The following is a 22475-nucleotide window of genomic DNA, read 5'->3' as shown; positions in this document are numbered from 1 at the left end:
ACGAATGCACAGAGACGTGCACCATGACATCAGACACGAAAGACATCGACCGGGCAATCTGGCGTCGCGCCCCCGGCGTGCACTCGCTCGGTCTGGTGTCCGGATCCGGACTGACGAAGCCGACCTATCTCGTGCAGCGCCGCGACGAACAGGTGGTGCAGCTCTCCGAACTGCTGAACCTCGTGCTCGAGAAGGCGGGCAACGGTCGGGCCGCTCCCGAACTCGCCACCGCCGTGAGCGCGACCTTCGGCAAGGAACTCACCGTGGACGGCCTGCATCACCTCATCGAGACGAAACTCGGCCCCCTGGGACTCATCGAGGACGTGACCGGCCGGGCGCCGGCGCCCGAGCATCCGGCGACCGCGCGCCCCCTGCTCAGCCTGAGCCTTCGCGGCACGATCCTCCCCGCGTCCGTCGTGCGTCGGATCGCGGGGTGGCTCTCCCCCCTCTATCTCGCACCCGTCGTGGTGGTCGCGGTGCTCGCACTGATCGTTCTGGATGCCGTGCTGCTGGCGACCGGGGACTTCCAGAACGCGGTGCGGCAGATTCTGATCACCCCGACCCTGCTGCTCGCCCTCTTCGCGCTGCTGACCCTCGGTGGGCTCATCCACGAACTGGGGCATGCGACGGCGTGCCGTTTCGGCGGCGCCGAACCCGGGGTGGTCGGCTTCGGGCTCTATCTGGTCTTCCCGGCGTTCTTCACGAATGTGACCGACTCGTACCGCCTCGGCCGGGCGGGCCGCGTGCGCACCGACCTCGGCGGGCTCTACTTCAACGTGTGGTGCGTTCTGCTGGCCGGGGCGGGTTACCTCATCACCCGCGACGGCATCTTCTTCCTCTTCGTGATCGCCACGCAATTCCAGATGCTGCAGCAACTCCCGCCCACGATCAGGCTCGACGGCTATTTCGTGCTCGCCGACCTCGCCGGGATTCCGGACCTGTTCTCCCGGGTGGGTCCCGTGCTGCGCAGCCTGCTGCCCGGCCGCGAGCCGGATCCCCGGGTGACCGAGCTTCGACCGGCGGCCCGGCGAATCGTCACCGTGTGGGTGCTCACGGTGATCCCGCTCCTCGTCGTGGCGTTCGGCTGGTTGCTCTGGAACCTGCCGGCCATCATCGCGCAGACGGTGGGGGCGATCGCCTCCCACACGGCGGCGACCGGCGCGGCCTTCGCCGCCGGGCGGGCGCCCGAGGCAGCTCTCGGCGCGCTGTCCGTGATCCTTCTTGTGCTTCCCCTCGCCGGGCTCGCGCTCGTGCTGGGGCGCAGCCTCGTCGCGGCGGCCGGGGCCGCCGCCCACCGAATCGGCCCGGTTCACTCCGGGCCGTCCGAACGACCCGAGAGGACATCCATCGTGAACGAGAACGCACCACAACCCACCCCCGACGAACCGTCCGCGGGCACCGACCCCACAGAGGTACGACCGGTCGCGACCCTCATGCCCCGGCCATCGCCCGCTCCCTGGCTGATGGCGCCCGCCCGAAAGTCGGACGAGCCGGTGCGCGACGAGCCCCCCTCGACGCTTCGGCCCGCCCGTGTATCGTTCCTCACCGAGTTGGACGTGGAGCCACCGGCCGTGGACGGCTGGCGCGGGCTGGTGGCCCGAGCGACCGGACTCCAGGTTCCGCCCACGGAGTCGGAACTCGAGCATCGCCGCCGCGTGCAGGCGGTGAGCCGGCACTGGTCAGGACCCCGGGGGATCGCCGTCGTCAACGGCAAGGGCGGCGTGGGCAAGACCGTGACCAACGCGATGCTCGCCGCCGTGTTCGCCCGGAACGGGGGCTCCGGCGTGTTGGCCTGGGACAACAACGACACTCGGGGCACGCTGGGCTGGCGCACCGAGAAGAGCGACCACGACGCGACGGTGCATGATCTGCTGCCCGAGACGGAACGTCTCCTCCTGCCGGATGCGAGGGTGTCGGATCTCGCTCCCTTCGTGCACCACCAGACCAGCGACAAGTACGACGTGCTGCGATCGAATCCCGAGCTTCTCGCCACCGGGCAGAGAATCACCCAGGCGGACTTCGACGCGCTGCAGGTGGTGGTCACGAAGTACTACCGCATGGTCTTCTTCGACTCGGGGAATGACGAGTCGGCCCCGCGCTGGCTGCGGATGATCGACCACACCGACCAGCTCGTGGTGGCCACCACCGCGCTCGGCGAGGCGGCGGAGTCCGGTGCGCTGCTCCTCGAGGCGCTTCAGGATCGGGATGAGCACTCGGCGAGACTCGCGGAGAACGCGGTGGTAGTGGTGCTGCAATCCGAGCGGAACGGAGGCATGGCCGCAGCCCAGCGCATTGCCGAGGGTTTCGCGACCATCGCCAGGGCGGTCGTTACCATCCCCTTCGACCGAGCGCTGCACGGCGGTGCGCTTCGCTTCGATTCCCTGAACCGCGCCACCCAGGATGCCTGGCTCGCGGCCGGAGCGGCCGTGGCGGACGGCCTCTGATCGCGCCGCACTCCCCGCGCACTCTCGCGCGGATCACCGCCGTGCGAGGATGGCGCTGTGAGGTCGGGCGCGAGGCGGGCAGGGCGGGTCGTCGTCGCGTGGCTCCTCGTCGCCCTCCTCGTGTTGCTCGTGCCTGCGGCGACATCAGGAGTGCTGTCCCCCGGGGCGGCGCTCGCCCCGACCCCGCCCATGGGTTGGAACAGCTGGAACCAGGTCGGCTGCTCCGGTCTCGACGAGAAGGTGGTCAAGGCCGCCGCCGACGGACTCGTCGTCTCGGGGCTGGCCCGGTCCGGTTACCGGTACGTGGTGGTCGACGACTGTTGGCAGGGGCCGCGTGACACGGCGGGCACCCTCACCGCCGACGCGTCGCGATTCCCCTCCGGCATCCCCGCCCTCGCCGCCTACGTGCACGCCCGGGGCCTGAAGTTCGGTCTGTACGCGGTGCCCGGCAGCCAGACCTGCGCCAACTACTACGCGCAGTACCCGGTGCGGGGCATCGGGAGCCTCGGGCACGAGACGCAGGATGCCGCGACATTCGCACGCTGGGGCGTGGACTTTCTCAAGTACGACTGGTGCCGCGCCGACCTCACCGACGGCCTGCGCGAGCGGCCCGCCTTCGCGAAGATGGGCGACGCGCTCCGGGCGACCGGTCGTAAGATCGTGTACTCGATCTCCGAGTACGGGGTGCAGAAGCCGTGGCTGTGGGCGCCGGGGCTCGCGAACCTGTGGCGTACCAGCCATGACATCCACCCCACCTGGAAGTCGATCGCCGACCGCATCGACGCCCAGGCCCCCCTGGCTCACTACTCGCGACCCGGCGCGTGGAACGATCCGGACATGCTCGAGATCGGCAATGCCGGGCTCACCGAGGCGGAGACGAAGACCCACTTCGGCATGTGGTGCATGCTGTCCGCGCCGCTGATCCTGGGCACCGACATCGGCGCGCTCCCCCGATCGACCGTCGGCGTACTCCGCAACGCGGGCGTGCTCGCCCTCGACCAGGACCGCCTGGGCCGGCAGGCCTTCCGCGTCAGTCGGGCGGGCGGGCACGAGGTCTGGGCGAAGTCGCTCGTGCACGGCGACCTCGCCATCGCGCTGCTCAACACCACCGCCGACGCGGCGACAATTCGCACCACCGTGTCGGCCGTCGGGCTGCCCCCTGGCCGGTGGCTCGTGCGCGACCTGTGGTCCGGCGCCGAGACGTCGAACGGCTCCGGACGTCTCGCCGCCGTCGTGCCGGCGCACGGGCTGGTGCTGCTGAGGCTCTCGCCGATCAGCCCCTGATCAGCGTCGCACCAGCCGGATGAGGATGCCGTGCTCCGGGTTCAGCACGGGCATCGGAAGGCCGACCTCCGCGAGGAAGAGGCCCGAGGCGGTGATCCCGTCCGGAATCCAGCCCACATTCGTGATCGCCCGGTACGGCGAGCTCAGAGTGGGGAAGATCACCGTCGCCTCGTAGTCCGCCAGAGGGTCGAGGCCGGGGAAACCTACCTGGCCGGGGATCTCGTCGAACGAGGTCGCGACACTCACGAAGGCAAAGAGCGCCTCCGAGCGGTCCGACGCCACCACACCGCTGAGCGAGTAGGCCGGGTCCGCGAGGTCGGCGTGAACCGCCGTTCCCGAGTGGATGAGACCGCGGTGGGTCTTGTAGAGGTCGACCGCCTGGCTCAGCTCCGAGAACTCCGCGTCGTCCAGGCCTCGCACGTCCCACTCGATGCCGAAGTGGCCGAACATCGCCGTGACGGCCCGGAACGACAGGGAATGCGTGCGGTGCGTCGTGTGTGCCGTCGTCGGCCCCACGTGCGTTCCCACGAGCTCCGGCGGCAGGATCGCCTCCGTCCAGCGCTGGATGGTCTGGCGCTCGAGCGCATCGTTGCAGTCCGACGCCCAGACCCGGTCCGTGCGTTCGAGCACCCCCAGGTCGACCCGCGCGCCCCCGGAGGAGCAGCTCTCGATCTCCACGGAGGGATGCGCCAGCCTCAGCTCGTCCATGAGACGGTAGGCGGCGAGCGTCTGTTCGTGCGTCGATGCCGCCCCGGCGTGCCCCATCTCGGTGAGGTCACGGTTCTGGTCCCACTTGAGGTAGGAGATCTCGTTCTCGGACAGAAGCGCGTCGAGGCGGGAGAAAACGTAGTCCCACGCGTCGGGGTTCACGAGGTCGATCACCTGCTGGTGGCGCCACTCGACCGGGGTGCGGCCGAGGCCGGGCCCGCTCAGCCAGTCCGGATGCGCCCGGATCACATCCGAGTCCTCGTTCACCATCTCGGGCTCGACCCAGAGTCCGAAGTCCATGCCGCGGGAGCGCACATCGTCGATGAGCGCGGTCAGGCCGTTCGGCCAGACGTCCTCGTCCACATACCAGTCGCCGAGCCCGGCGGTGTCGTTGCGACGGTGCCTGAACCAGCCGTCGTCGAGCACGAAGCGTTCGACGCCGATTCGCTGCGCGGCCTCGGAGAGCTCGAGCAGGTTGCCGATGTCGTGGTGGAAGTACACCGCCTCCCAGGTGTTGAGCACGACCGGCCGCGGGGACGCCGGATGGCTCGGCCTCGACCGCAGCCACCGGTGGAAGGTCTCCGTGACCCCGTCGAGCCCGCGCGCGGAGTGGGCGGCGTAGGTCCACGGCGTGGCGTGCGACTCGCCGGGCGCGAGCACGACCTCGCCGGGGGAGAAGAGCTCGGAGTTGCCGATCAGGGCGGGACCGGATGGCGTCTTCTCCACGGTCGTCGCCCGATTGCCGCTGAAGCCGAAGTGGGTGGCCCAGACCGCGCCGGACCGGTTGCCGAAGCCGGCCGTGCCGACCGCGGTGAAGAGCGAGGAGTCGTGCCCGGTGCGACCGTGGCGGTACTCGCGCAGCCAGGTTCCCTGTCTGAGGGACTGACGCTGGGGATGCTGTTCCCGGCACCAGCGGCCGGAGAGGTCGAGGATCTCCGCGGCTCCGAGCCCGGTGGGCACCGAGTTGGTCAGCGACAGCAGTGAATAGGAGGTGTCGCCGAGGTTCTGCAGGGTGCTCCGCAGGCGCAGCATCCCCTCAGCCGTGAGATGGATCTCGATGATCAGCTCGATCGCCGCGGCGTCATCCGACATCGTGATTTCGTGCCCGTGTTCGCCGAGGGCCCGTGAACCCGTGGTCACCAGCGACGGAGAGAACGCCCGGCCGTCCGGCCGGTGGCCCTCGACGGCCGGCCGGCCGCGCCATCCGCTCGAGGCCTGGGGCACCAGTTCCCGCCGGTATGGGCTGCCCACCGACGAGGGAGGCACCGGATGACTCGAGACGGCGAGGCGTGCAGGCTCCCCCAGGTCAGACCCCCAGTGCACCACCTCGGGCGTCGCGCGGGACAGGTCGATGATGAACGCGGAGTCTCCCCCGCGCAGAGTGACGAGGTCGTTCACCGCGCGGACTCCCGCACCACCGCGACGCCCCCGGCGGCGACGGTGAGCCGCCCGTCGGTGATGGTGTCGGTCAGCAGGTCGATGCCGTCGACGTGCACGACGCCGACGGAGTCTCCGTGGTTGATGGCGAAGGTCCAGGTGTGTTCGCCGTCCGAGCGGCGCACGACCTCGACCTCTCCCGTCACGGTGTGGGCCGGCGTGACGCCAGCCTCGCCGACGATGTCGGAGATGAGTTGCAGCACCCCCGCCTCGGTGAGCGAGGTTCCCACGTAGTAGGCCGAGCCGCTGCCGAGGCGGTTGCGGCTGACCGCCGGGGAACCGGCGGTCGGTCCGCCTGCATACTCCGCAAGCACCTCCGCGCCGGTGGCACGGCCGAGCTCGCTGAACCGGAGACCCGGGCCGTACCGGCTGAGCGGCACCTTCTCATCCGCCCGAAGCGGGAAGAACTCCTCGATGCGAATCCCGATCAGGTCGACGAAGGCGCCGGGGTAACCACCGAGACGAATGTGGTCGTCCTCGTCCACGATGCCGGACAGGTAGGTCACCACGACCGTGCCGCCGGACTCGGCGAAGGCGCGCAGGTTGCGTGCGCCGTCATCCGTCATGAGGTATTGCATCGGCACGACCACCAGGCGATAGCCCGCGAGGTCGTCGGTGGAGCGCCGGAAGTCGGTGGTGAGGCCCAGGCGGTAGAACGCGTCATGCCAGAGTCGCGTCTCCGCCATCGCGTTCGTGTCGACGCTCGGATGCGCGTCGAGCTCGCTCGCCCAGCGGGCGTCTGTGTCGTGGATGATCGCGACATCGGCTCCCACGACGCGCGAGCCCACCACCTCGGCGATCTTCTTCAGCGCCGAGCCGAGCCCGACCACCTCCCGCCAGACCTTCGAGTCGGTGCCGGCGTGCGGCAGCATCGCCGAGTGGAACTTCTCCGAACCGGCCTTCGCGGCTCGCCATTGGAAGAACAGGGCGGCATCCGCCCCCCGGGCCACGTGCTGCAGCGAGTTGCGCAGCATCTCCCCCGGGGCCTTCGCGATGTTGCGGGGTTGCCAGTTCACGGCGGAGGTCGAGTGCTCCATGAGCAGCCACGGTGCCCCGGAGGCCAGGCTCCGGATGAAGTCGGCGGTCATCGCCAGCTCTTGGAAGTTGCGCGGGTCTTCGGCGATGAGATAGTGATCGTTCGACACCACATCGAGGTGGTCGGCCCACTTCCAGTAGTCGATGGGCTTGTCGAGTCCCATCATGAATCCCATGAAGTTCGTCGTGACCGGATGCGGCGAGTGTTCACGCAGGATGCGCGCCTCCGCGTCGTAGCACTCGAGGAGCTCGTCCGAGGAGAACCGGGCGAAGTCCAGAACCTGGGTGGGGTTGATGAAGGTGCCGGACTGGCGGGGCGGGGTGATCTCGTCGAAGTGGTAGTAGTGCTGCGACCAGAATGCGGTGCCCCAGGCCTCGTTGAGCGCGTCGACGGTGACGTACTTCTTTTCCAGCCAGCGTTGGAAGGCAGCACCGGAGACGTCGCAGTAGCAGGGCTGATTGTGGCAGCCGTACTCGTTGTGCACGTGCCACATGATCACGGCAGGGTGCTCGGCGTACCGTCTGGCGATCTCGGTGGTCAGCGCCGCGGCCGCCGCCCGGTATTCGGGGCTGGAGGCGCAGAACGCCTGGCGCGACCCGTAGCCGAGGCGCACCCCCGTGGCTGTCACCGGCAGCGACTGGGGGTATTTGTGTGAGAACCACGGCGGCGGTGAGGCGCTCGCGTTCGCCAGGTCCACCCGGATTCCGGACTCGTGCAGGAGGTCCAAAACCGAATCGAGCCAGCCGAACTCGTACCGGCCCTCCGACGGCTCCAACAGCGCCCAGCTGAAGATCCCGATGCTCACGAGGTTCACCCCGGCCACCTTCATCAGGGCGACGTCTTCCTGCCACACCGACGGATCCCACTGCTCGGGGTTGTAGTCGCCACCGAAACCGAACGCGGTGCCGTCGTTGTCGGAAAGCCGTGACGAGATGGAGTGCATTGTCATCCTTTGCTGGCGCCGAGGGTGAGTCCGGCGACGAACTGGCGTTGAAGCGCGAGGTAGATCACCAGGGTGGGGATCACCGTGATGATCGCCCCGGCCGCGAGCAGGTTGTAGTTGGAGAGGAATTGGCCCTGCAGGTTGTTGAGGCCGGTGGTCACGGGCAACAGGCTTCCGCTCTGGATGAAGAGCAGCGGCCAGAAGAAGTCGTTGTAGATCCAGATCACCTCGAGGGTGCCCAGGGCGGCGAGCGCCGGCCGGGTGAGCGGCATGATGATGTTCCAGTACTGCCGCCAGACCCCCGCGCCGTCCACGAAGGCGGCCTCGGTCAGATCCTGGGGAAGTGCCTTCATGTAATTGGAGAGCACGAAGGTGCAGAAGCCGACCTGGAATGCCGTGTCCACGGCGATCACCGCGAAGTAGGTGTTGAGGAGGTTCCCCGATCCGCTGATGCTGTAGGGAAGGCTGAAATGCTTGAACATCTCGAACAGAGGTGCCGCGAGCACCTGGGGCGGCAGCAGGTTGCCGGCGGTGAACATGATCAGCAGCGTGATGTTGAACTTCCAGGAGAAGCGGCTCACCGCGAACGCCATCATCGAGGCGAAAAGCAGGGTGAGGATCACGCTTGGCAGCACGATGATCAACGAGTTGGTGAACAGCCGCGCGAATCCGCCCTGGTTCCACGCGGTCACGAAGTTGTCGAAGTTGAACGCGCCGCCGAAGCTGAAGTAGCCGAACCTGTCGGTGTCGGCCTTCGACCGGAGAGCGGTGAAGACCGCCCAGCCCAGCGGGATCAGCCAGAGGATCGACATCAGGATCAGGAACAGGTGGATGCCGTAGCGCGGCCGCTGCATCGAGCCGACCTTCGCCGTGCGAACCTGGGCCACACCGGCGGCCGGTTTCGTCGGGGTGCTGAGCGAGGACATTCAGGCCTCCTTCTTGAAGGTGCGGCTGAGGTAGATGATGATCGGCACGAGAGAGACCACGAGCAGGATGGTGGCGAGGGCCGAGCCGACGCCGATGACCTGTCCCTCCCCCACCAGGTTCTGGATCACCAGGGCGCTGATGAGTTCGAGTCCGTTGGTACCGCGGTTGATGATGTAGACGATGTCGAATGCCCTCAACGATTCGATGATCGTGATGACCACGATCACGATGTTGATCGGCCGCATCACGGGAAAGACCACCCGGAAGAAGGTCTGCACCGCGTTGGCCCCATCGAGGGACGCGGCCTCCCGAAGCGACGGGTCCACGCCCTTCAGACCCGCCAGATAGAGGATCATCACGTAGCCGGCGTGCCGCCAGGTCGCGGCGATCAGGGCCGCCCAGATGTTGACGTGGGGATCCCCGAACCAGTCGACCGCCCTGGAAGTGCCCGAGGTGCCGAGCAGGAAGTTGAGCAGGCCGTTGTTCTGCGAGTAGAACAGCTGCCAGATCACCCCGATCAGCACGAGCGAGAGCATCACCGGGGCGAAGAAGATGCTCTGGTAGATGCGGGTTCCCCGGATGTTCTGGTCGAGCAGGATGGCCAGCAGCAGGCCGAGCGGTGTTGCAATCACCGCCAGGAACACGAGCCACAGGATGTTGTGCTGCAGCGCCGGCCAGAACGGCGGGTAGTCCCGGAAGACATAGGCGTAGTTGGCGAATCCGCCCGGGCGGATGTCGGAGAACGCGAGTCCGTTCCAGCGGACGAACGAGAGCATGACCGAGATCACCGTCGGTATCCAGATGAGAAGCAGCTGGATCAGGGTGGGCACGAGGACCATTGCCCCGAGGACGAGCTTGTCCCGCGTGGAGAGCAGGCTGTAACGCCGGCGGCGCCGGCCAGGGGTCGCGATGCCCCTGGCCGACGACGTCACGCCGAGTGTGGTGTCGGCCATGATTGTCTCTGTCTTCTGTTACTGGGCCGCGTACAGCGCCTTGGCCTGCGCCTCGAGGTTCGCCGTGTCGATCGTGCCGTCCTTCAGGAAGCCCTGGAGGGCGGGGATCATCACGTTGTTCGCCATCGCGGGCAGGGCGTCGCGGTCGAAGAACTGACTGATCGACTTGGCGTTGGCGATGACACCGGCGAGCTTCTTGTTGAATTCGCTGTAGCCGGAGGTGTCGGCTCCCTTCGCGGTCATCAGGTTCGACTTGTCCACCGAGAAGTAGGCCTCCTGGCCGGCCGGGGTGCCCATGAACGCGAGGAAGTCGCGCGCGGCCTTGTTCTCGCCGCCCTTCTTCGAGAGCATGAGCCCATCGATCGGCGCCTCGACGGCATCCATTCCCTCCGTGGCGATCTCGGGGAACGGGAAGAAGTCGACATCCGCCAGCACGGCCGGGTCGGTGAACTGCTGGGTCACGAACGATCCGAGCAGGTACATGCCGGCCTTGCCAGCGCCGAGGAGCTGGGCGCCCTCCTGCCAGGTGAGGCCGAGGGCGTTCGTCGACTGGTAGGGCAGCAGCTGCTTCCAGTTGTCGAACACGTCCTTGACCTTCTTCTGGTCCCAGGACTCCTTGTGAGCCGTGAGGTCCATGTGGAACTTGTAGCCGTTGGTGCGCATGTTGATGTAATCGAACGTTCCCATGGCCGGCCAGCCGTCCTTGTCCGCGAAGGCGATGGGAACGAGGCCATCCGCCTGCATCTGCTTGGCGAGGGACACGAGGTCGTCGAACTTGGTCGGAACGGTGTAGCCCTTGGCCGCCCACACGCTCTTACGGTAGAAGAAGCCCCAGGGGTAGTTGTAGTTGGGCACGAAGTACTTCTTGCCGTCGTCTCCGGTGGACGCCTTGGTCAGGCCGGCACTGAAGTTCTTGCCGATCTTGTCCCACACGTCATCGATCGGGGCGACGAGGTCCTTGCCGGCGTAGTAGCGCATGCGATATCCCGCGAACCACGTGAACGCATCGTCGGGGCTGCCCTGCAGGTAGGTGTTGATGTTGTTCTGGAAGTCGTTGTGGGCGACCGTGTTGGTGGTGACCTTGTCGCCCGAAGACTTCTCGAACGCCGCGACCACGGCCGCGTACGCCCGCTTCGGAACGTCATCGGAGGAGCCCGAACCGAAGGTGAGAGTCTTCGAGGCCGTTGAGGTCCCGGAACTGCCACCGGGGGTGCAGGCCGCGAGGACGGAGATCGCCGCGGCGCCCACCACCCCGCTCAGGATCACGCGCCGGTTCACCTGGGTCTTCGCTATCGCACCAAAGGCGGTGAGTTTCTCAGTAGTCACTGTAATTACTCCTTTGTAATCGATCCCGCGGAGGACTGGCCGCGATTCCGGCCACTCCGGATGCAATGAGATCTGCACCTGTTGTGCTCGCGGACAAGACGAGCGATGCCGACCTCACTAGCAACGTACACGAGCAATGCGCGTTTGAATATACTCCAGTAGATTTTCGCGCCGATCGCTCCCAGGGTGGGCTTGAAGTCCGTCTCGGTCGGCGGCTGTATCGCTACTCGGACAGCTCGCGGGCGGGGGCATCGCACCCACAGGACCGTCGCACGACCAGCTCGGCGCGGAAGGTCTGGTGGTTGGTGATTCCCGTCACCCCGTGGCCGAGCGCCTCGATCGCGGCCTTCGCCATGTCGGCGACCGGCTGCCGCATCGCGGTGAGCGGTGGCCAGCTGTACTCGGACTCCGCCGACCCGTCGAAGGAGATCACCGCGAGGTCCTCCGGCACCCGCACGCCGGCCTCGTGCACCGAACGGAGCAAGCCGATCGCCTGCATGTCGGAGAGGGAATAGATGGCCGTCGGCCGGTCCGGCAACGACAGGAGCTGCCTGCCCGCCTCATAGCCTCCGATGCGGCCGAAGTCGGCTCGCACCATCGGTCCCTCCGGCAGACCGGCCGCGGCCAGCGCGTCTGCCCAGCCGAGCTCCCGGTCCCTCGTTGTCGCGCCCCCGGTCAGGCCCGAGATGATCCCGATCTTGCGATGGCCATGCAGGATGAGATGCTCGACGGCGAGGCGCGAGGCCTCCCGAAAGTTCACGCCCACGCTGGAGAATCCCTCCTCGGGCCCCGCGCGGTCTAGGAGGACCACCGGGATGTGCGCCTCTCTGGCACTCGCGAGGTCGGGGTCGTCCTCCGTGCTCGCCAGGAGCAGACCGTCGACCTGCCGCGAGATCAGCTTCTGCACCAGCTGGTGTTCGAGGGTGGCCGAGAGGGCGGAGTTGGTGAGGATCACGGACAGGTCGATGACCGCCGCCTCGCTCTCCACGGCGCGTGCGTAATCGGCGAAGAAGGGGTTCGTGTTGTCTGAGACGACCAACCCGATGATCCCGCTCACCCCGAGCTTCAGGGCGCGTGCCGCGGCGTTCGGGCGATAGCCCAAATCCCGAATGGCATCCAACACGCGCTCCCGGGTGGCCGGAGCCACGTTTCGAGGTCCCGCGTTCACGACATAGCTCACCACCGCCGTGCTGACACCGGCGTGGAGCGCCACATCACCGCGAGTGACCGGGCGCCTGCGCTCTGGTGTCGGCTTCACGGCGTGTTTCCTTCGGTTGGGGTTCGAGCCTCGGCACCATGGGCGGCAAGCGCCGCCCGGGTTGCGTGCCTCTCAGGATAATGTCCTCGCCCCGCCCTCGTGGAGGTTTCGCCGATGCGAGCGCCGGCCGGCCGGCGCACGAACTGGTCCCCGCGGCCTCGACCACACCTTTCTCCGGAGGTTTGCGGCTCAACCGGCCGAAATCGGGTCGGTGGGCGTCAATTCGGGTCGCGGCGGGCCGAACCTCCGGAGAAACGCCTGTGGCAAGGCTCGGCGATCGAGCGAAAGGCTGCCGTCTCCGTCGGCGTCACATTCGCCGCCCGCGGCAAGGGCGACGGTAGCGTCAACGTCATGGCCGCCAATTCTCCTCCTCGAATGGTGACCGTGCCCGGCGGCCGGATCACCCTCTCGGATCGGCGGAGGCTCCGCAGCTGGGACGTCGACCTGGCCCCTTTCGACATCGCCGTCACTCCCACGACGCAGGCGGAGTATGCCGCCGTCGTCGGTGAGTGGCCCGGCGAGACCCGCGGAGGCCTACTCCCGGTGGACAGCGTGACGTGGGGGGAGGCCATCCGGTACTGCAACTTGCTCTCAGAACGCACCGACGTTGCCCCGGCCTACCGGATCGATGGTGAGGAGGTCCTGCTCGACGACTCGTCGACCGGATACCGGCTGCCGACCGAGGCCGAGTGGGAGCACGCCTGCCGAGCCGAGACGATCGGCGCGCGCTACGGCTCGCTCGACGCAATCGCCTGGTATCGCGACAACTCGCAGGAGCACTCGCACGAGGTGGGCGGGAAGCTGCCGAACGGGTGGGGGCTTCACGACACGCTGGGCAATGTGTGGGAGTGGTGCTGGGACCTGCTCGACCCGGCCACCTATGGCACCTACCGGGTGCTTCGTGGCGGCGGCTGGTTCGACGAGCAGTGGAGCTGCCGTGCGTCGGTGCGGCGGGGCAGCCATCCGACCCTTCGGATCGAGGACGTCGGTTTCCGCGTCGCTCGCGGTCGCGCCGTCGCGCCTCCCGCCGGGGCCGCCTCGCGGGATGAGGACACTCCGTACTGAGCACCCGTCCGCCCCGTCGCCCCGCCAGCACTCACGTTTCTCCGGAGGTTTGCGGCTCAACCGGCCGAAATCGGGTCGGTGGGCGTCAATTCGGGTAGCGGCCGGCCGAACCTCCGGAGAAACGCGGCGGCAGACGCGGCTGCGCGGGCGGAGCGGAACCGGCACGCGACGCCGGCTTAAGGGCCAGGAAGTGGGCGCGGTCTGCCGGGGAGAACTTCTCGATCGCGTAGCGCAAGGCGGTGCGCGGCATGGTCGCCGCGTGGGTGTCGAGGAACGCGACGAGGCGCGCGCGGTCCATCTGACCGGCGGAGCGCAGCATCCATCCGGTCGCCTTGTGGATGAGGTCGTGGTCGTCATCGAGCAGCAACGCGGCCATCGCGAAGGCGTCATCGAGGTCGCCGGAGCGGATGAAGTACCAGGTGGCCACCATCGCGGTTCGTCGCTCCCAGAGTACCGGAGACCGGGCGAGCTCGTAGAGGATGTCGCGCGGCCGGTGCTCGAGATAACCTCCCACGACGTACGGGGCCGCACTGTCCACGAGGTCCCAGTTGTTGATGCGGTCGTGGCGCCTCAGGTAGAGCTCGAACAGCTCACGACGACGCTCGGGAGAGGTGCGTTTCCTCCGTCCCTCCTCTGACATGATCGCGAGCGCGGCGGCGCGAGCCTCGTGGATCTCGCTGCGCAACAGCGACTCGAGTTCGCCCACCGGCATCCCGAGGAACTCCTTCGCGAGTGCGGTGAGCGGGCCGCGACGCACCCCGATGAAGGTGTCACCCTCGCCGTACTCGCCGGGGCCGGCCTTGAAGAACCGACTGAGCCCTGGCACGTCATCGGGATTCGCGAGCGCGGACAGTCTCTCGAGAACGGATGCCGCACTCAGTCGCCCCGGATCCGTCACGCGTCCACGCTACTGCGCCCACCGGCAGAGGCTCGTGGGCGACGCCTAGGCGAAGGTCCGCACGGCGCTGACCCGGAGCAGGTCGAGCTTCGCGGCATCCGCCGACCCCGGCACCACGGTGTAGACGACGATCTTGAGGTCGCTGCCCGGAGCCGAGAGCACATCGCAGTCGAAGGTGATGGGTCCGACGACGGAATTACTCACGGTCTTGCGCGATTCCCGGTGCTCGCTGAAGTCGGCGGTAGCCCACAGCCGCTCGAAGTCCTCCGAGGATGCCCGGAGCCGGGCGATGAGGCACGCGAGGGCGGCATCGTCCGGGTAGCGCGAAGACGCCACGTGCACGTCCGCGACCAGGTCGCGACGGAACTGGGCGAGATGCTCGGCGGTGTGCTCGACGACCGTTGGCGCGCCCATGAACTGGTGCCACAGAAGGTTCGTTCCGCGATCGGGCTTAGCCGCCTCCCCGAACAGTGTGACCCAGAGGTCGTTGACGAGCAGAGTGTCCCATCCCGCTGAAAAGACCGCCACGGGCACTTCGCCGAGCCTGTCGACGATGTGCTGCACCCCGGGCGTGACGTGCCGAGGGACCATCGTCTTGGTCGGCACCGCAACACCCCCCAATCGGAACAGGTGGTCTCGCTCCTCGTCGGTGAGCCGAAGTGCGCGGGCGAGCGCTCCCAGAACCTGGGCGGACGGATGCTTCGCACGCCCCTGCTCGAGGCGGACGATGTAGTCCACGCTCAGGCTCGAGAGCATGGCGAGCTCCTCGCGGCGGAGCCCCGGTGAGCGACGGTCCCCTCCGGCGGGGAGTCCCGCCTCGACGGGCGAGACCCGGTCGCGCCACCCCCGGAGCAGCGATCCAAGATCTGACATGTTCCCATCCTGCTCCCGCGGCCTGATCGCAGGGTGGTACCGGGAGTGCCAGTCACCGGCACGGGCGAGGCCGCAGGCTCGATTCATGACAACAACACTGATCACCGGGGCCAACAAGGGCCTCGGACTCGAGACCGCCCGCCGACTCATCGAAGCCGGCCACACCGTCTATGCCGGCATGCGCGACACCTCCAAGGGAGCCGCCGCTGCGGCCCTCGGAGCCAAGGTAGTGCAGCTCGATGTGACAGACGAGGCATCGGTGGCGGCGGCTCTTGCCGGGCTTCCCGCCGTCGACGTACTCATCAACAATGCCGGAATCATCGGCTCGCACGCCGGAGCCGACGAGTTCGGGGCCGATGACCTGGCCGAGGTGTTCGACACCAACGTCTATTCGATCGTGCGCATGACCAAGGCGGCGCTGCCGCTGCTCCGGGAGTCGAGCAACCCGGTAATCGTGAACGTCGCGAGCGGACTCGGTTTCCCGCGTTTCGTGACCGACCCCAACCGCGTCGAGTCGACCATCAGCGGCCTGGGCTACATGACGTCGAAGGCCGCGGTGATAATGCTCACGCTGCAATACTCGAAAATGCTCCCCGGCATTCGCGTGAACACGATCGACCCCGGCTACACCGCCACCGATCTCAACGGCCACAACGGGCACCAGACCGTGACCGAGGGAACGGATGCCGTCGTCGCCCTGGCGACGATCGGCGCGGACGGCCCCACGGGCACCTTCAGCGATCGAGACGGAGTCATCGCGTACTGACGCCGCCGGCGCCGGTCGGCTAGTAGGCGACTCCGAATTGCGCGCCGGAGTGGGCCGGGGTCTCGATCTCGTCGACGATCGCGGTAGCGAAATCCGCGCCGGAGATAGCGGATGCCCCACTCTCGTCGAAGATCGCGACTTCGCCTCCGGTGCGGTAGGTGCCTTTCGTCTCTCCCGGTGCATACGATCCGTACTCGGCGGCCGGGCTCACGTAGAACCAGTCGAGCCCCTCGGGAGCGCCCTCGACCAGATCGTCGATGACCTCGGCCATCACCCGGGCCTCTGTCGCAAACTGCGGAGGCACGCCGTCCGTGTATGCCGTGCGTGTCGCCCCTGGCGCCAGGCGAAGGGCACTGAATCCGCCCACGATCCCGACGCGCTTTCCGGCGGCGGCCGCTGCTCGCGCCAGCGTGGCGTAGAGACTGCGCAGTTCGGTCTCGAGACCACCGCGCGGGGCGAGCGCGCCGATGATCACGTCGGCGTCCGACACCAGGCCGGCCAGCTCATCCTGAATCGACCCAATGAGATAGCGGACACCGTCGATCGGCGCGGTGGGCGCGGTGCGGCTGAACGAGGTCACCTCGTGGCCGCGCGAGACTGCCTCGCGGGCGATGTTCGAGCCGGTGTAGCCGGTTCCTCCGAGGACGGTGATTCGAGTCATTGTTTTCCTTTCAGAAGCCTGGGCGTGGGTCTTGAATAACTCTAGGAGAGTTGGTTACTGTTGGTAAGTAGGCACTTTGGGGTAACCGGATGGAGCGGGAACATTGCTGGACGCAAGCGCACGCGAGCTCGATCCCTATCAGGCGGGCTGCCCGACCCGGCGCATCCTCGACCTCATCGGGGGGCGATGGACGGTTCTCATCGTGGGCGCGCTCGGGGAGGGCACCGCACGGTTCTCGGAGCTGCTGCGGCGAGTGGACGGCATTTCGCAGAAGATGCTGACGCAGACCTTGCGGTCGATGGAGCGGGACGGCCTCGTGATCCGCACGGTCACCGCGGAAGTGCCGGTGAAGGTGGAGTACACGCTCAGCGAGGCCGGCCGCACCCTCACCGAGCCCCTCAGGGCACTCGAGCGCTGGTCGATCGAGCACTTCAGCGGCGTCGCGGCATCGCGCTCCGAGTACGAATCGCGGATCGCCGGCTAGTCGGGAAGTACCCGTAGCGTCTCCCCAGATGACCAGGGCGCTCTCCCGTGAGTCGATGGACCGATTCCAGTGAAGAGACCCCGCTCTCGTTCGTCTCCCTCATCGATCAAACTTTCGGATGTTATGCACAGATTGCTGTCAATCTATGGTTATAATGTTCGAGTTTTGCGAGAATGAAGTCATGCCCATCACCGCCACTCTCTCCCTCGAGGTCCCCGCCCTCGAGGGAATATCGCGCGCCGACGACCTCGAGCTCATCGAGGTCATGCGCAAGTGGGCACAGGCTCGGCGGGCAGTGGATGCCGGGCTGGCCATCCTTGCCGGCGTCGTGGCGGCGCGGTCCTCACTCGAACTGGGATACGACGGGCTCGCCCAGCGGGCGGGCGCGCGCACCGCCGACGCGCTGGTGTCTCAGCTCACCGGCACGTCGGGGCAGGAAGCGCGCGCGATCACCTCCGTCGGCACCATGATGAGCGACCCCGCGGCCTGGCTGGGTGAGGTGGCGACCAGAGTAGCGGCCGGTGACCTCTCGATCGGGGCTGCCGCGGCCATCCAAAGCGGGCTGGGGGCGCCGTCACCCACCGTCGCTGCCGACGACCTGGCGGATGCGGCGCACGAGTTGCTGGCATCCGCGAATTTCCTGCCGCCCGAGAAGGTCGCACGGCAGGCCCGCGAACTGCGCGACGAACTCGACGAGGCCGGCGTGGTCGACCGCGAATCGGAGTTGCGCGAGAAGCGATTCCTCCGCCTGACGCGCCAGGCCGACGGGATGACGCGCATCGTCGGGCTGCTCGACCCTGAGTCGGCGGCCCTCGTGACCGACGCGGTCGATGCCGTCACTTCGCCGCGACGAGGCGGACCGCGCTTCGTCGACGCGACCGCGGCGGCACGCGCAGAGGACATTGCTCTCGACGACCGCACCACCGGACAGTTGGCACTGGATGCCTTGGTCGAGATGGTGCGGATCGCCGTCGCCGCAGACGACGGCCGCGTGTTCGGCACGCGCAAGCCCGCCGTTCGGGTGCACGTCACCGCCACGGACCTCGCCCGGGGCACCGGTGTCGCCCACCTGGAGGGACAGACATCGGCGGTCTCCGTGGCGACCGTGGAGCGACTCGCCTGCGGCGACGGATTCCTCGCCATCGAGTTCAGCGACGGTGGGGCCAATAGCGGGGCGGCGCTGCGACTCGGTCGCAGTCGGCGCACATTTTCCGACGCCCAGCGCGCGGTCCTTGCCGCGATCTGGGGCGGATGCGCGGTGGGCGGCTGCGATCGGCCGCCGTCCTGGTGCGAGGCCCATCACATCGACGAGTGGCTCGAGGATCTCGGTCCAACCGACGTGAGCAACGGCATCCTTCTCTGCCGACACGACCACCTGCTCGTGCACAACAACGGCTGGAAGATACGGCGACGCGGCAACGACTACTTCCTCGAGCCACCGCGGGGTGATCCTCTGCATGCCGCTGCAATTCCGCTGATTCCGAAGAACCCGGTCTACCACCGAGGGCGTGCGAACGCGGATGCACGATCGCGGGGGCCGATCCGAAGGCCGAACGCCCCGCCTCCCGCCGGCGACCGCGCCGAGGGGACGGCCTAAGCGACCGCTGCCGCCATTTCGAACAGCAACCGCTCCTGACCGGCAGCCCTCGACAGCCGCATCGGGCCGGAGGCCGGGCCACCCAGCCAGAGGGTGGTGTGCTCGACCGGAGCGATGGTGCGGGACCGATGGTACCGGTGTGATCGCGCTTGACCACGCCGAGCTCCCAGCGAAAATGCTCTGGAATCACCCAGCCTGACGATATATCGTTAAGTGTCGTCGAGCCGCGGTGGCTCCGACGCCGAGGAGGAGATCATGAGCGGTTCATTCATGGGCGATGGGTTCCCGGGACGCAAGGGTGGCGACGGCTGGCCGGGCGGCGCGCTGTGGGAAGCAATGGAGCAGCTGCGCGGACAGTTCGATCGCAAGGTCGGCGCGAGGATGGCACGAGGCGACGTGCGTTCGGCAGTGCTCGCCCTTCTCGCCGAGAAGCCGATGCACGGCTACCAGATCATCCACGAGATCGAGGAACGCAGCGGCGGCGCGTGGAAGCCGAGCCCCGGCTCGGTGTATCCCACCCTTCAACTGCTCGCGGACGAGGGCCTCATCGTTGCGGAGGAGTCCAACGGCCGCAAGACCTACTCGGTCACGGATGAGGGGCGACGGGCAGCGGAGGCCACGGCGGGGAACTCTGCGCCGTGGGAGGCGGAGAGCGTTCGGGAGAGCGTGCGGGCGACCGCACTGCCTAAGGCCGGCATCGATCTGGCCCAGGCGGCCGCCCAGGTCGGGCGCTCGGGCAACCCGGAACAGGTGAAGCAGGCCGTCGCCGTTCTCGACGAGGCGCGTCGTAAGCTTTACTCGATCCTCGCTCAGGACTGACCGAGTGCCCAGGGCACGTCGGCCTCAAGGAGACTAGTTGACCGACGTCGGGAACATGCGCGCCCGCTCCCGCAGGATCCTGCGGTTCGCTGCCCGCTATCTGGCGCAGACCTGGTGGTTCGAGTTGTTCCTCCCGCGGATCGGGCTCGCGCGGGTCGCGGCACGGGGCAGATCGGCGCGCCTGCGGCGGATCGCACAGCACTTCCACGTGCTCGCCGTCGAGCTCGGCGGGCTCATGATCAAGGTCGGCCAGTTCATGTCGTCGCGGCTCGACGTGCTGCCGCCGGAGATCACCAAGGAGCTCGAAGGCCTGCAGGACGAGGTACCCGCGGTGCCGTTCCCGGCGATCCGAGTGCTCGCCGAGGCCGAACTGGGGGTGACCCTCGAGCGTGCGTTCTCGTACATCGATCCGACGCCGCTGGCCGCGGCATCCCTCGGTCAGGTGCACCGAGCCCGGCTCTCGGAAATCGACGCAGCGGAGACGGGCCTGCTCGACGTCGTCGTGAAGGTTCAGCGGCCGGGCATCGGCACGATCGTCGACGTCGACCTCAGCGCCCTGCGGCGGGTCGCCGGCTGGCTCAGCCGCGTGCGTCTCGTCTCGGATCGCGTGGACGTGCCCGCTCTCGTCGAGGAGTTCGCGTTCACGAGCCTCGAGGAGATCGACTACCTGCACGAGGCGGCGGGCGCGGAGCGCTTCGATCAGAGTTTCGCCGACGACCCCCGGGTGAGCGTTCCCGAGCTGGTCTGGGAGCGCACGACGCGGCGAGTGCTGACCCTGCAGGACGTGACCGCTATCAAGATCAACGATGTCGACGGGCTGCGCGCGGCCGGCATCGACCCGTCCGCGGTCGCGAACGAGTTCGCGGCCGTCATGTTCGACCAGCTCTTCGTGCACGGCTACTTCCACGCCGACCCGCACCCCGGCAACATCTTCGTGACTCCACTCGCTGGCGCGGTCGGTGGCCGGGCCTGGAAGTTCAGCTTCGTCGACTTCGGGATGATGGGCGAGGTACCCGAGACCCTGCGCCAGGGGCTGAGAAGGCTTCTCATCGCCGCCGCGTCGCGCGACGGCAAGGGGATGGTGGACGGCATCCGACAGGTGGGCGTGCTCCTGCCGTCCGCCGACACCGTCGAGCTCGAGCGAGCGATGACGAAGCTGTTCGCCCGCTTCGGCGGCATGGGTTTCGCGGAGCTTCAGGAGGTCGACCCGCGGGAGTTCCGCGCCTTCGCCGTCGAGTTCGCCGATGTGATGCGCTCGCTGCCGTTTCAACTCCCGGAGAACTTTCTCCTCATCGTCCGCGCCATGTCGCTGACCTCGGGGATGTGCAGCTCGCTCGACCCCGCCTTCAACATCTGGAATGCCGTCGAGCCGTATTCGGCCCAACTGATCCGCGCCGAGGGCGGAAACCTCGTGCAGGCGTTCGCGAGGCAGGCGGTGTCGGTCGCGGGCATCATCGCCCGGCTACCCCAACGGCTCGACAGCCTCGCGACTCAAATCGACGAGGGCAGGGTCTCGGTGCAGGCACCCCGGCTCGAGCGTCGCCTGGTCAGCATCGAGCGAACGGGCCGGCAGATCATCTCGGCGATCCTCTTCGCCGCCCTGCTGGTGGGCGGCATCCTGCTTCGCGCCGAGGACGCCGTGTTCGGCACGGTGCTCATGGTCGTCTCCGCGCTCCCGCTTCTCCACGCCCTCTTCGCCGGGGTGATTTCGCGGCGCGGACCCCTGCCCTAGCGGACCCACCGCAACCCGGGTCAGACGGCCAGGTGGAACGTGCTCGCGAAGCGTTCGAGCAGGTCGCCGGGCCCGCGCAGCACCTCGACCACGCCGGTCGCGATCGCGAGGTGCGGGGTGAGCTCGCCGGAGATGAGCCGACGGATGTCCGCGCCCGCGGCGAAGGCGAGGTCGGCCGTGCCGTCCCCGCGCCGCACGTCGAGGGCGGATCCATCCACCCGGATGAACAACTCGGCCGGACCGAGGCGCGCCGCGTAGGCTGTCGGCGGCAGGTTCGCCGCCACCTGCTGCCGGAAGGCCGTGCGGAGGTCCATGGTCATCGAGTCCGGGGTGATGACCTGCTCCTGGCGCGGATCGCCCAACGTCTTGAAGCCCCAGGCCCCGAGCGCGAGCACGACCGGCTCGAGTTCGCGGCCGTACGGCGTCAGCTCGTAGACGATCACCCGTGAGTGCGGCACCCGGCGGATGACGCCCGTCGCCTGCAGCTCCTTCAGCCGTGCCGCCAGGATGTTGCTCGGGATCCGGTGCAGCCCCGCGGCGAGTTCTCCGTACCGGCGAGGCCCGACGAGCAGGTCGCGGACGATGAGCATGGCCCAGCGCTCGCCCACGAGTTCCAGGGCGCGCGTGATGCCGCCGTACTGCCCGTAGTCCCGTGCGGCCATGAGTCCTCCGGCGTCTGGCCTCAGGCCTGCTGGTTCGCGAAGGCCTCTGGCCCTTGCTCGGCGGCGACCGGATCCATCCAGCCGAACTCGAGGAAATTGCCGTCGGGGTCGGTGAGCTGGCGCTGGTACATGAAGCCGTAGTCCGTGGCGGGTTGCGGCTCCGCGCCCCCGGCTGCGAGGCCGTCCGCGACGGCCCGGTCGACCGCCTCGCGGGTGTCGAGGAAGATGGCGGTCGCCACCGAGGGGTTCACTGCCGGGTCACCGATCGGAAGGTCGGTGAAGGTCTGGAAGAACTCCCGAACCAGAATCATGAAGTAGCTGTGGCCGTCCTCGACGACGACGCAGGCCGCGTTGTGATCCGTGAAGAGCGGATTGATGGTGAATCCGATCGCCGTGTAGAACGCCTTTGCACGGTCCAGGTCGGTCACTGGCAGGTTGACGAACATCTGGGGCATCATGGTCTCCTTTTCTGAGTCCGGCATGCGGAACAGGATCAACACTTGCAAAAAACAAGTGCTTCGTCAAGACCCTGTCTGTGCGCGGAAGCCCGAACTCGGGCCCTCGGCGAATCCACGCTACCGAGTTGATGTCGTCGACATAGT

General features: G+C 67.8%; 19 protein-coding genes. 8 read left to right on the top strand and 11 right to left on the bottom strand.

Features of this window, described 5'->3' with window-relative positions:
- Positions 1-23 precede the first annotated feature (23 nt).
- Together FVP33_RS19735 and FVP33_RS01530 are read left to right on the top strand one after the other, a co-directional pair.
- Positions 24-2444: an AAA family ATPase gene (locus tag FVP33_RS19735; RefSeq protein WP_246142120.1), complete on the top strand. Its 2421-nt coding sequence runs from the start codon at positions 24-26 to the stop codon at positions 2442-2444.
- 57 nt (positions 2445-2501) lie between these two features.
- The gene (locus FVP33_RS01530; protein ID WP_222706596.1) at positions 2502-3728 is read left to right on the top strand and encodes a glycoside hydrolase family 27 protein; all 1227 of its coding nucleotides are present in this window, start codon (positions 2502-2504) and stop codon (positions 3726-3728) included.
- On the opposite strand, the gene FVP33_RS01525 is transcribed toward FVP33_RS01530, so the two are convergent.
- The 6 genes from FVP33_RS01525 to FVP33_RS01500 all read right to left on the bottom strand — a co-directional run bounded on the left by FVP33_RS01525 (position 3729) and on the right by FVP33_RS01500 (position 12316).
- Entirely contained in the window at positions 3729-5834 is a 2106-nt protein-coding gene (locus tag FVP33_RS01525; RefSeq protein WP_246142119.1) for an alpha-galactosidase, read from the bottom strand.
- Entirely contained in the window at positions 5831-7852 is a 2022-nt protein-coding gene (locus FVP33_RS01520; protein WP_147781875.1) for a beta-galactosidase, read from the bottom strand. Before FVP33_RS01520 ends, FVP33_RS01525 begins: the two co-directional genes overlap by 4 nt.
- Before the next feature lie 2 nt (positions 7853-7854).
- Positions 7855-8706, bottom strand: a complete 852-nt coding sequence (locus tag FVP33_RS01515; protein ID WP_425460927.1) for a carbohydrate ABC transporter permease — start codon at positions 8704-8706, stop codon at positions 7855-7857.
- A 72-nt stretch (positions 8707-8778) separates the two neighbouring features.
- Complete coding sequence (locus FVP33_RS01510) at positions 8779-9732, bottom strand: carbohydrate ABC transporter permease (RefSeq protein WP_147781873.1); 954 nt, start codon at positions 9730-9732, stop codon at positions 8779-8781.
- 18 nt (positions 9733-9750) lie between these two features.
- A complete protein-coding gene (locus FVP33_RS01505) occupies positions 9751-11058 on the bottom strand; it encodes an ABC transporter substrate-binding protein (RefSeq protein ID WP_147781872.1) in 1308 nt (435 codons plus the stop codon).
- Positions 11059-11281: 223 nt separating this feature from the next.
- Positions 11282-12316: a LacI family DNA-binding transcriptional regulator gene (locus FVP33_RS01500; RefSeq protein WP_147781871.1), complete on the bottom strand. Its 1035-nt coding sequence runs from the start codon at positions 12314-12316 to the stop codon at positions 11282-11284.
- Positions 12317-12667: 351 nt separating this feature from the next.
- On the opposite strand from FVP33_RS01500, the gene FVP33_RS01495 reads away from it, so the two are divergent.
- A complete protein-coding gene (locus FVP33_RS01495; RefSeq protein WP_246142118.1) occupies positions 12668-13381 on the top strand; it encodes a formylglycine-generating enzyme family protein in 714 nt (237 codons plus the stop codon).
- A gap of 85 nt (positions 13382-13466) precedes the next feature.
- On the opposite strand, the gene FVP33_RS01490 is transcribed toward FVP33_RS01495, so the two are convergent.
- Positions 13467-14279, bottom strand: coding sequence for a DNA alkylation repair protein (locus FVP33_RS01490; RefSeq protein WP_147781870.1), 813 nt, complete (start codon positions 14277-14279; stop codon positions 13467-13469).
- 45 nt (positions 14280-14324) lie between these two features.
- Complete coding sequence (locus FVP33_RS01485) at positions 14325-15152, bottom strand: helix-turn-helix transcriptional regulator (protein WP_147781869.1); 828 nt, start codon at positions 15150-15152, stop codon at positions 14325-14327.
- Positions 15153-15237: 85 nt separating this feature from the next.
- Between FVP33_RS01485 and FVP33_RS01480 the strand changes: the two genes are divergently transcribed.
- On the top strand, positions 15238-15918 hold the full coding sequence (locus FVP33_RS01480; RefSeq protein WP_147781868.1) for an SDR family NAD(P)-dependent oxidoreductase: 681 nt from the start codon (positions 15238-15240) through the stop codon (positions 15916-15918).
- Between the two features lie 19 nt (positions 15919-15937).
- Here the strand turns inward: FVP33_RS01480 and FVP33_RS01475 are convergent, their stop codons facing one another.
- Positions 15938-16579 (bottom strand): NAD(P)-dependent oxidoreductase, encoded by a 642-nt coding sequence (locus FVP33_RS01475; protein ID WP_147781867.1) that lies wholly within the window; start codon positions 16577-16579, stop codon positions 15938-15940.
- A 103-nt stretch (positions 16580-16682) separates the two neighbouring features.
- On the opposite strand from FVP33_RS01475, the gene FVP33_RS01470 reads away from it, so the two are divergent.
- From FVP33_RS01470 to FVP33_RS01455, 4 genes are all read left to right on the top strand, one after another.
- A complete protein-coding gene (locus tag FVP33_RS01470; RefSeq protein ID WP_147781866.1) occupies positions 16683-17063 on the top strand; it encodes a winged helix-turn-helix transcriptional regulator in 381 nt (126 codons plus the stop codon).
- 181 nt (positions 17064-17244) lie between these two features.
- The gene (locus tag FVP33_RS01465; protein ID WP_187270536.1) at positions 17245-18660 is read left to right on the top strand and encodes an HNH endonuclease signature motif containing protein; all 1416 of its coding nucleotides are present in this window, start codon (positions 17245-17247) and stop codon (positions 18658-18660) included.
- A gap of 255 nt (positions 18661-18915) precedes the next feature.
- Positions 18916-19479 carry a PadR family transcriptional regulator gene (locus FVP33_RS01460; RefSeq protein WP_147781864.1) on the top strand — a complete coding sequence of 188 codons (564 nt, stop codon included), beginning with the start codon at positions 18916-18918 and terminating at the stop codon, positions 19477-19479.
- A gap of 55 nt (positions 19480-19534) precedes the next feature.
- Positions 19535-21211, top strand: a complete 1677-nt coding sequence (locus tag FVP33_RS01455; RefSeq protein WP_147782059.1) for an ABC1 kinase family protein — start codon at positions 19535-19537, stop codon at positions 21209-21211.
- Positions 21212-21231: 20 nt separating this feature from the next.
- On the opposite strand, the gene FVP33_RS01450 is transcribed toward FVP33_RS01455, so the two are convergent.
- Entirely contained in the window at positions 21232-21873 is a 642-nt protein-coding gene (locus FVP33_RS01450; RefSeq protein ID WP_147781863.1) for a winged helix-turn-helix transcriptional regulator, read from the bottom strand.
- A gap of 20 nt (positions 21874-21893) precedes the next feature.
- A complete protein-coding gene (locus FVP33_RS01445; protein WP_147782058.1) occupies positions 21894-22328 on the bottom strand; it encodes a VOC family protein in 435 nt (144 codons plus the stop codon).
- Positions 22329-22475 lie beyond the last annotated feature (147 nt).

It is taken from the genome of Lacisediminihabitans profunda (genome assembly GCF_008040105.1).
In the GTDB taxonomy this organism is placed as follows: Bacteria; Actinomycetota; Actinomycetes; order Actinomycetales; family Microbacteriaceae; genus Lacisediminihabitans; species Lacisediminihabitans profunda.
Note: the sequence above shows the minus strand (reverse complement) of the source record. Positions and strands in the feature narration are given on the sequence as shown.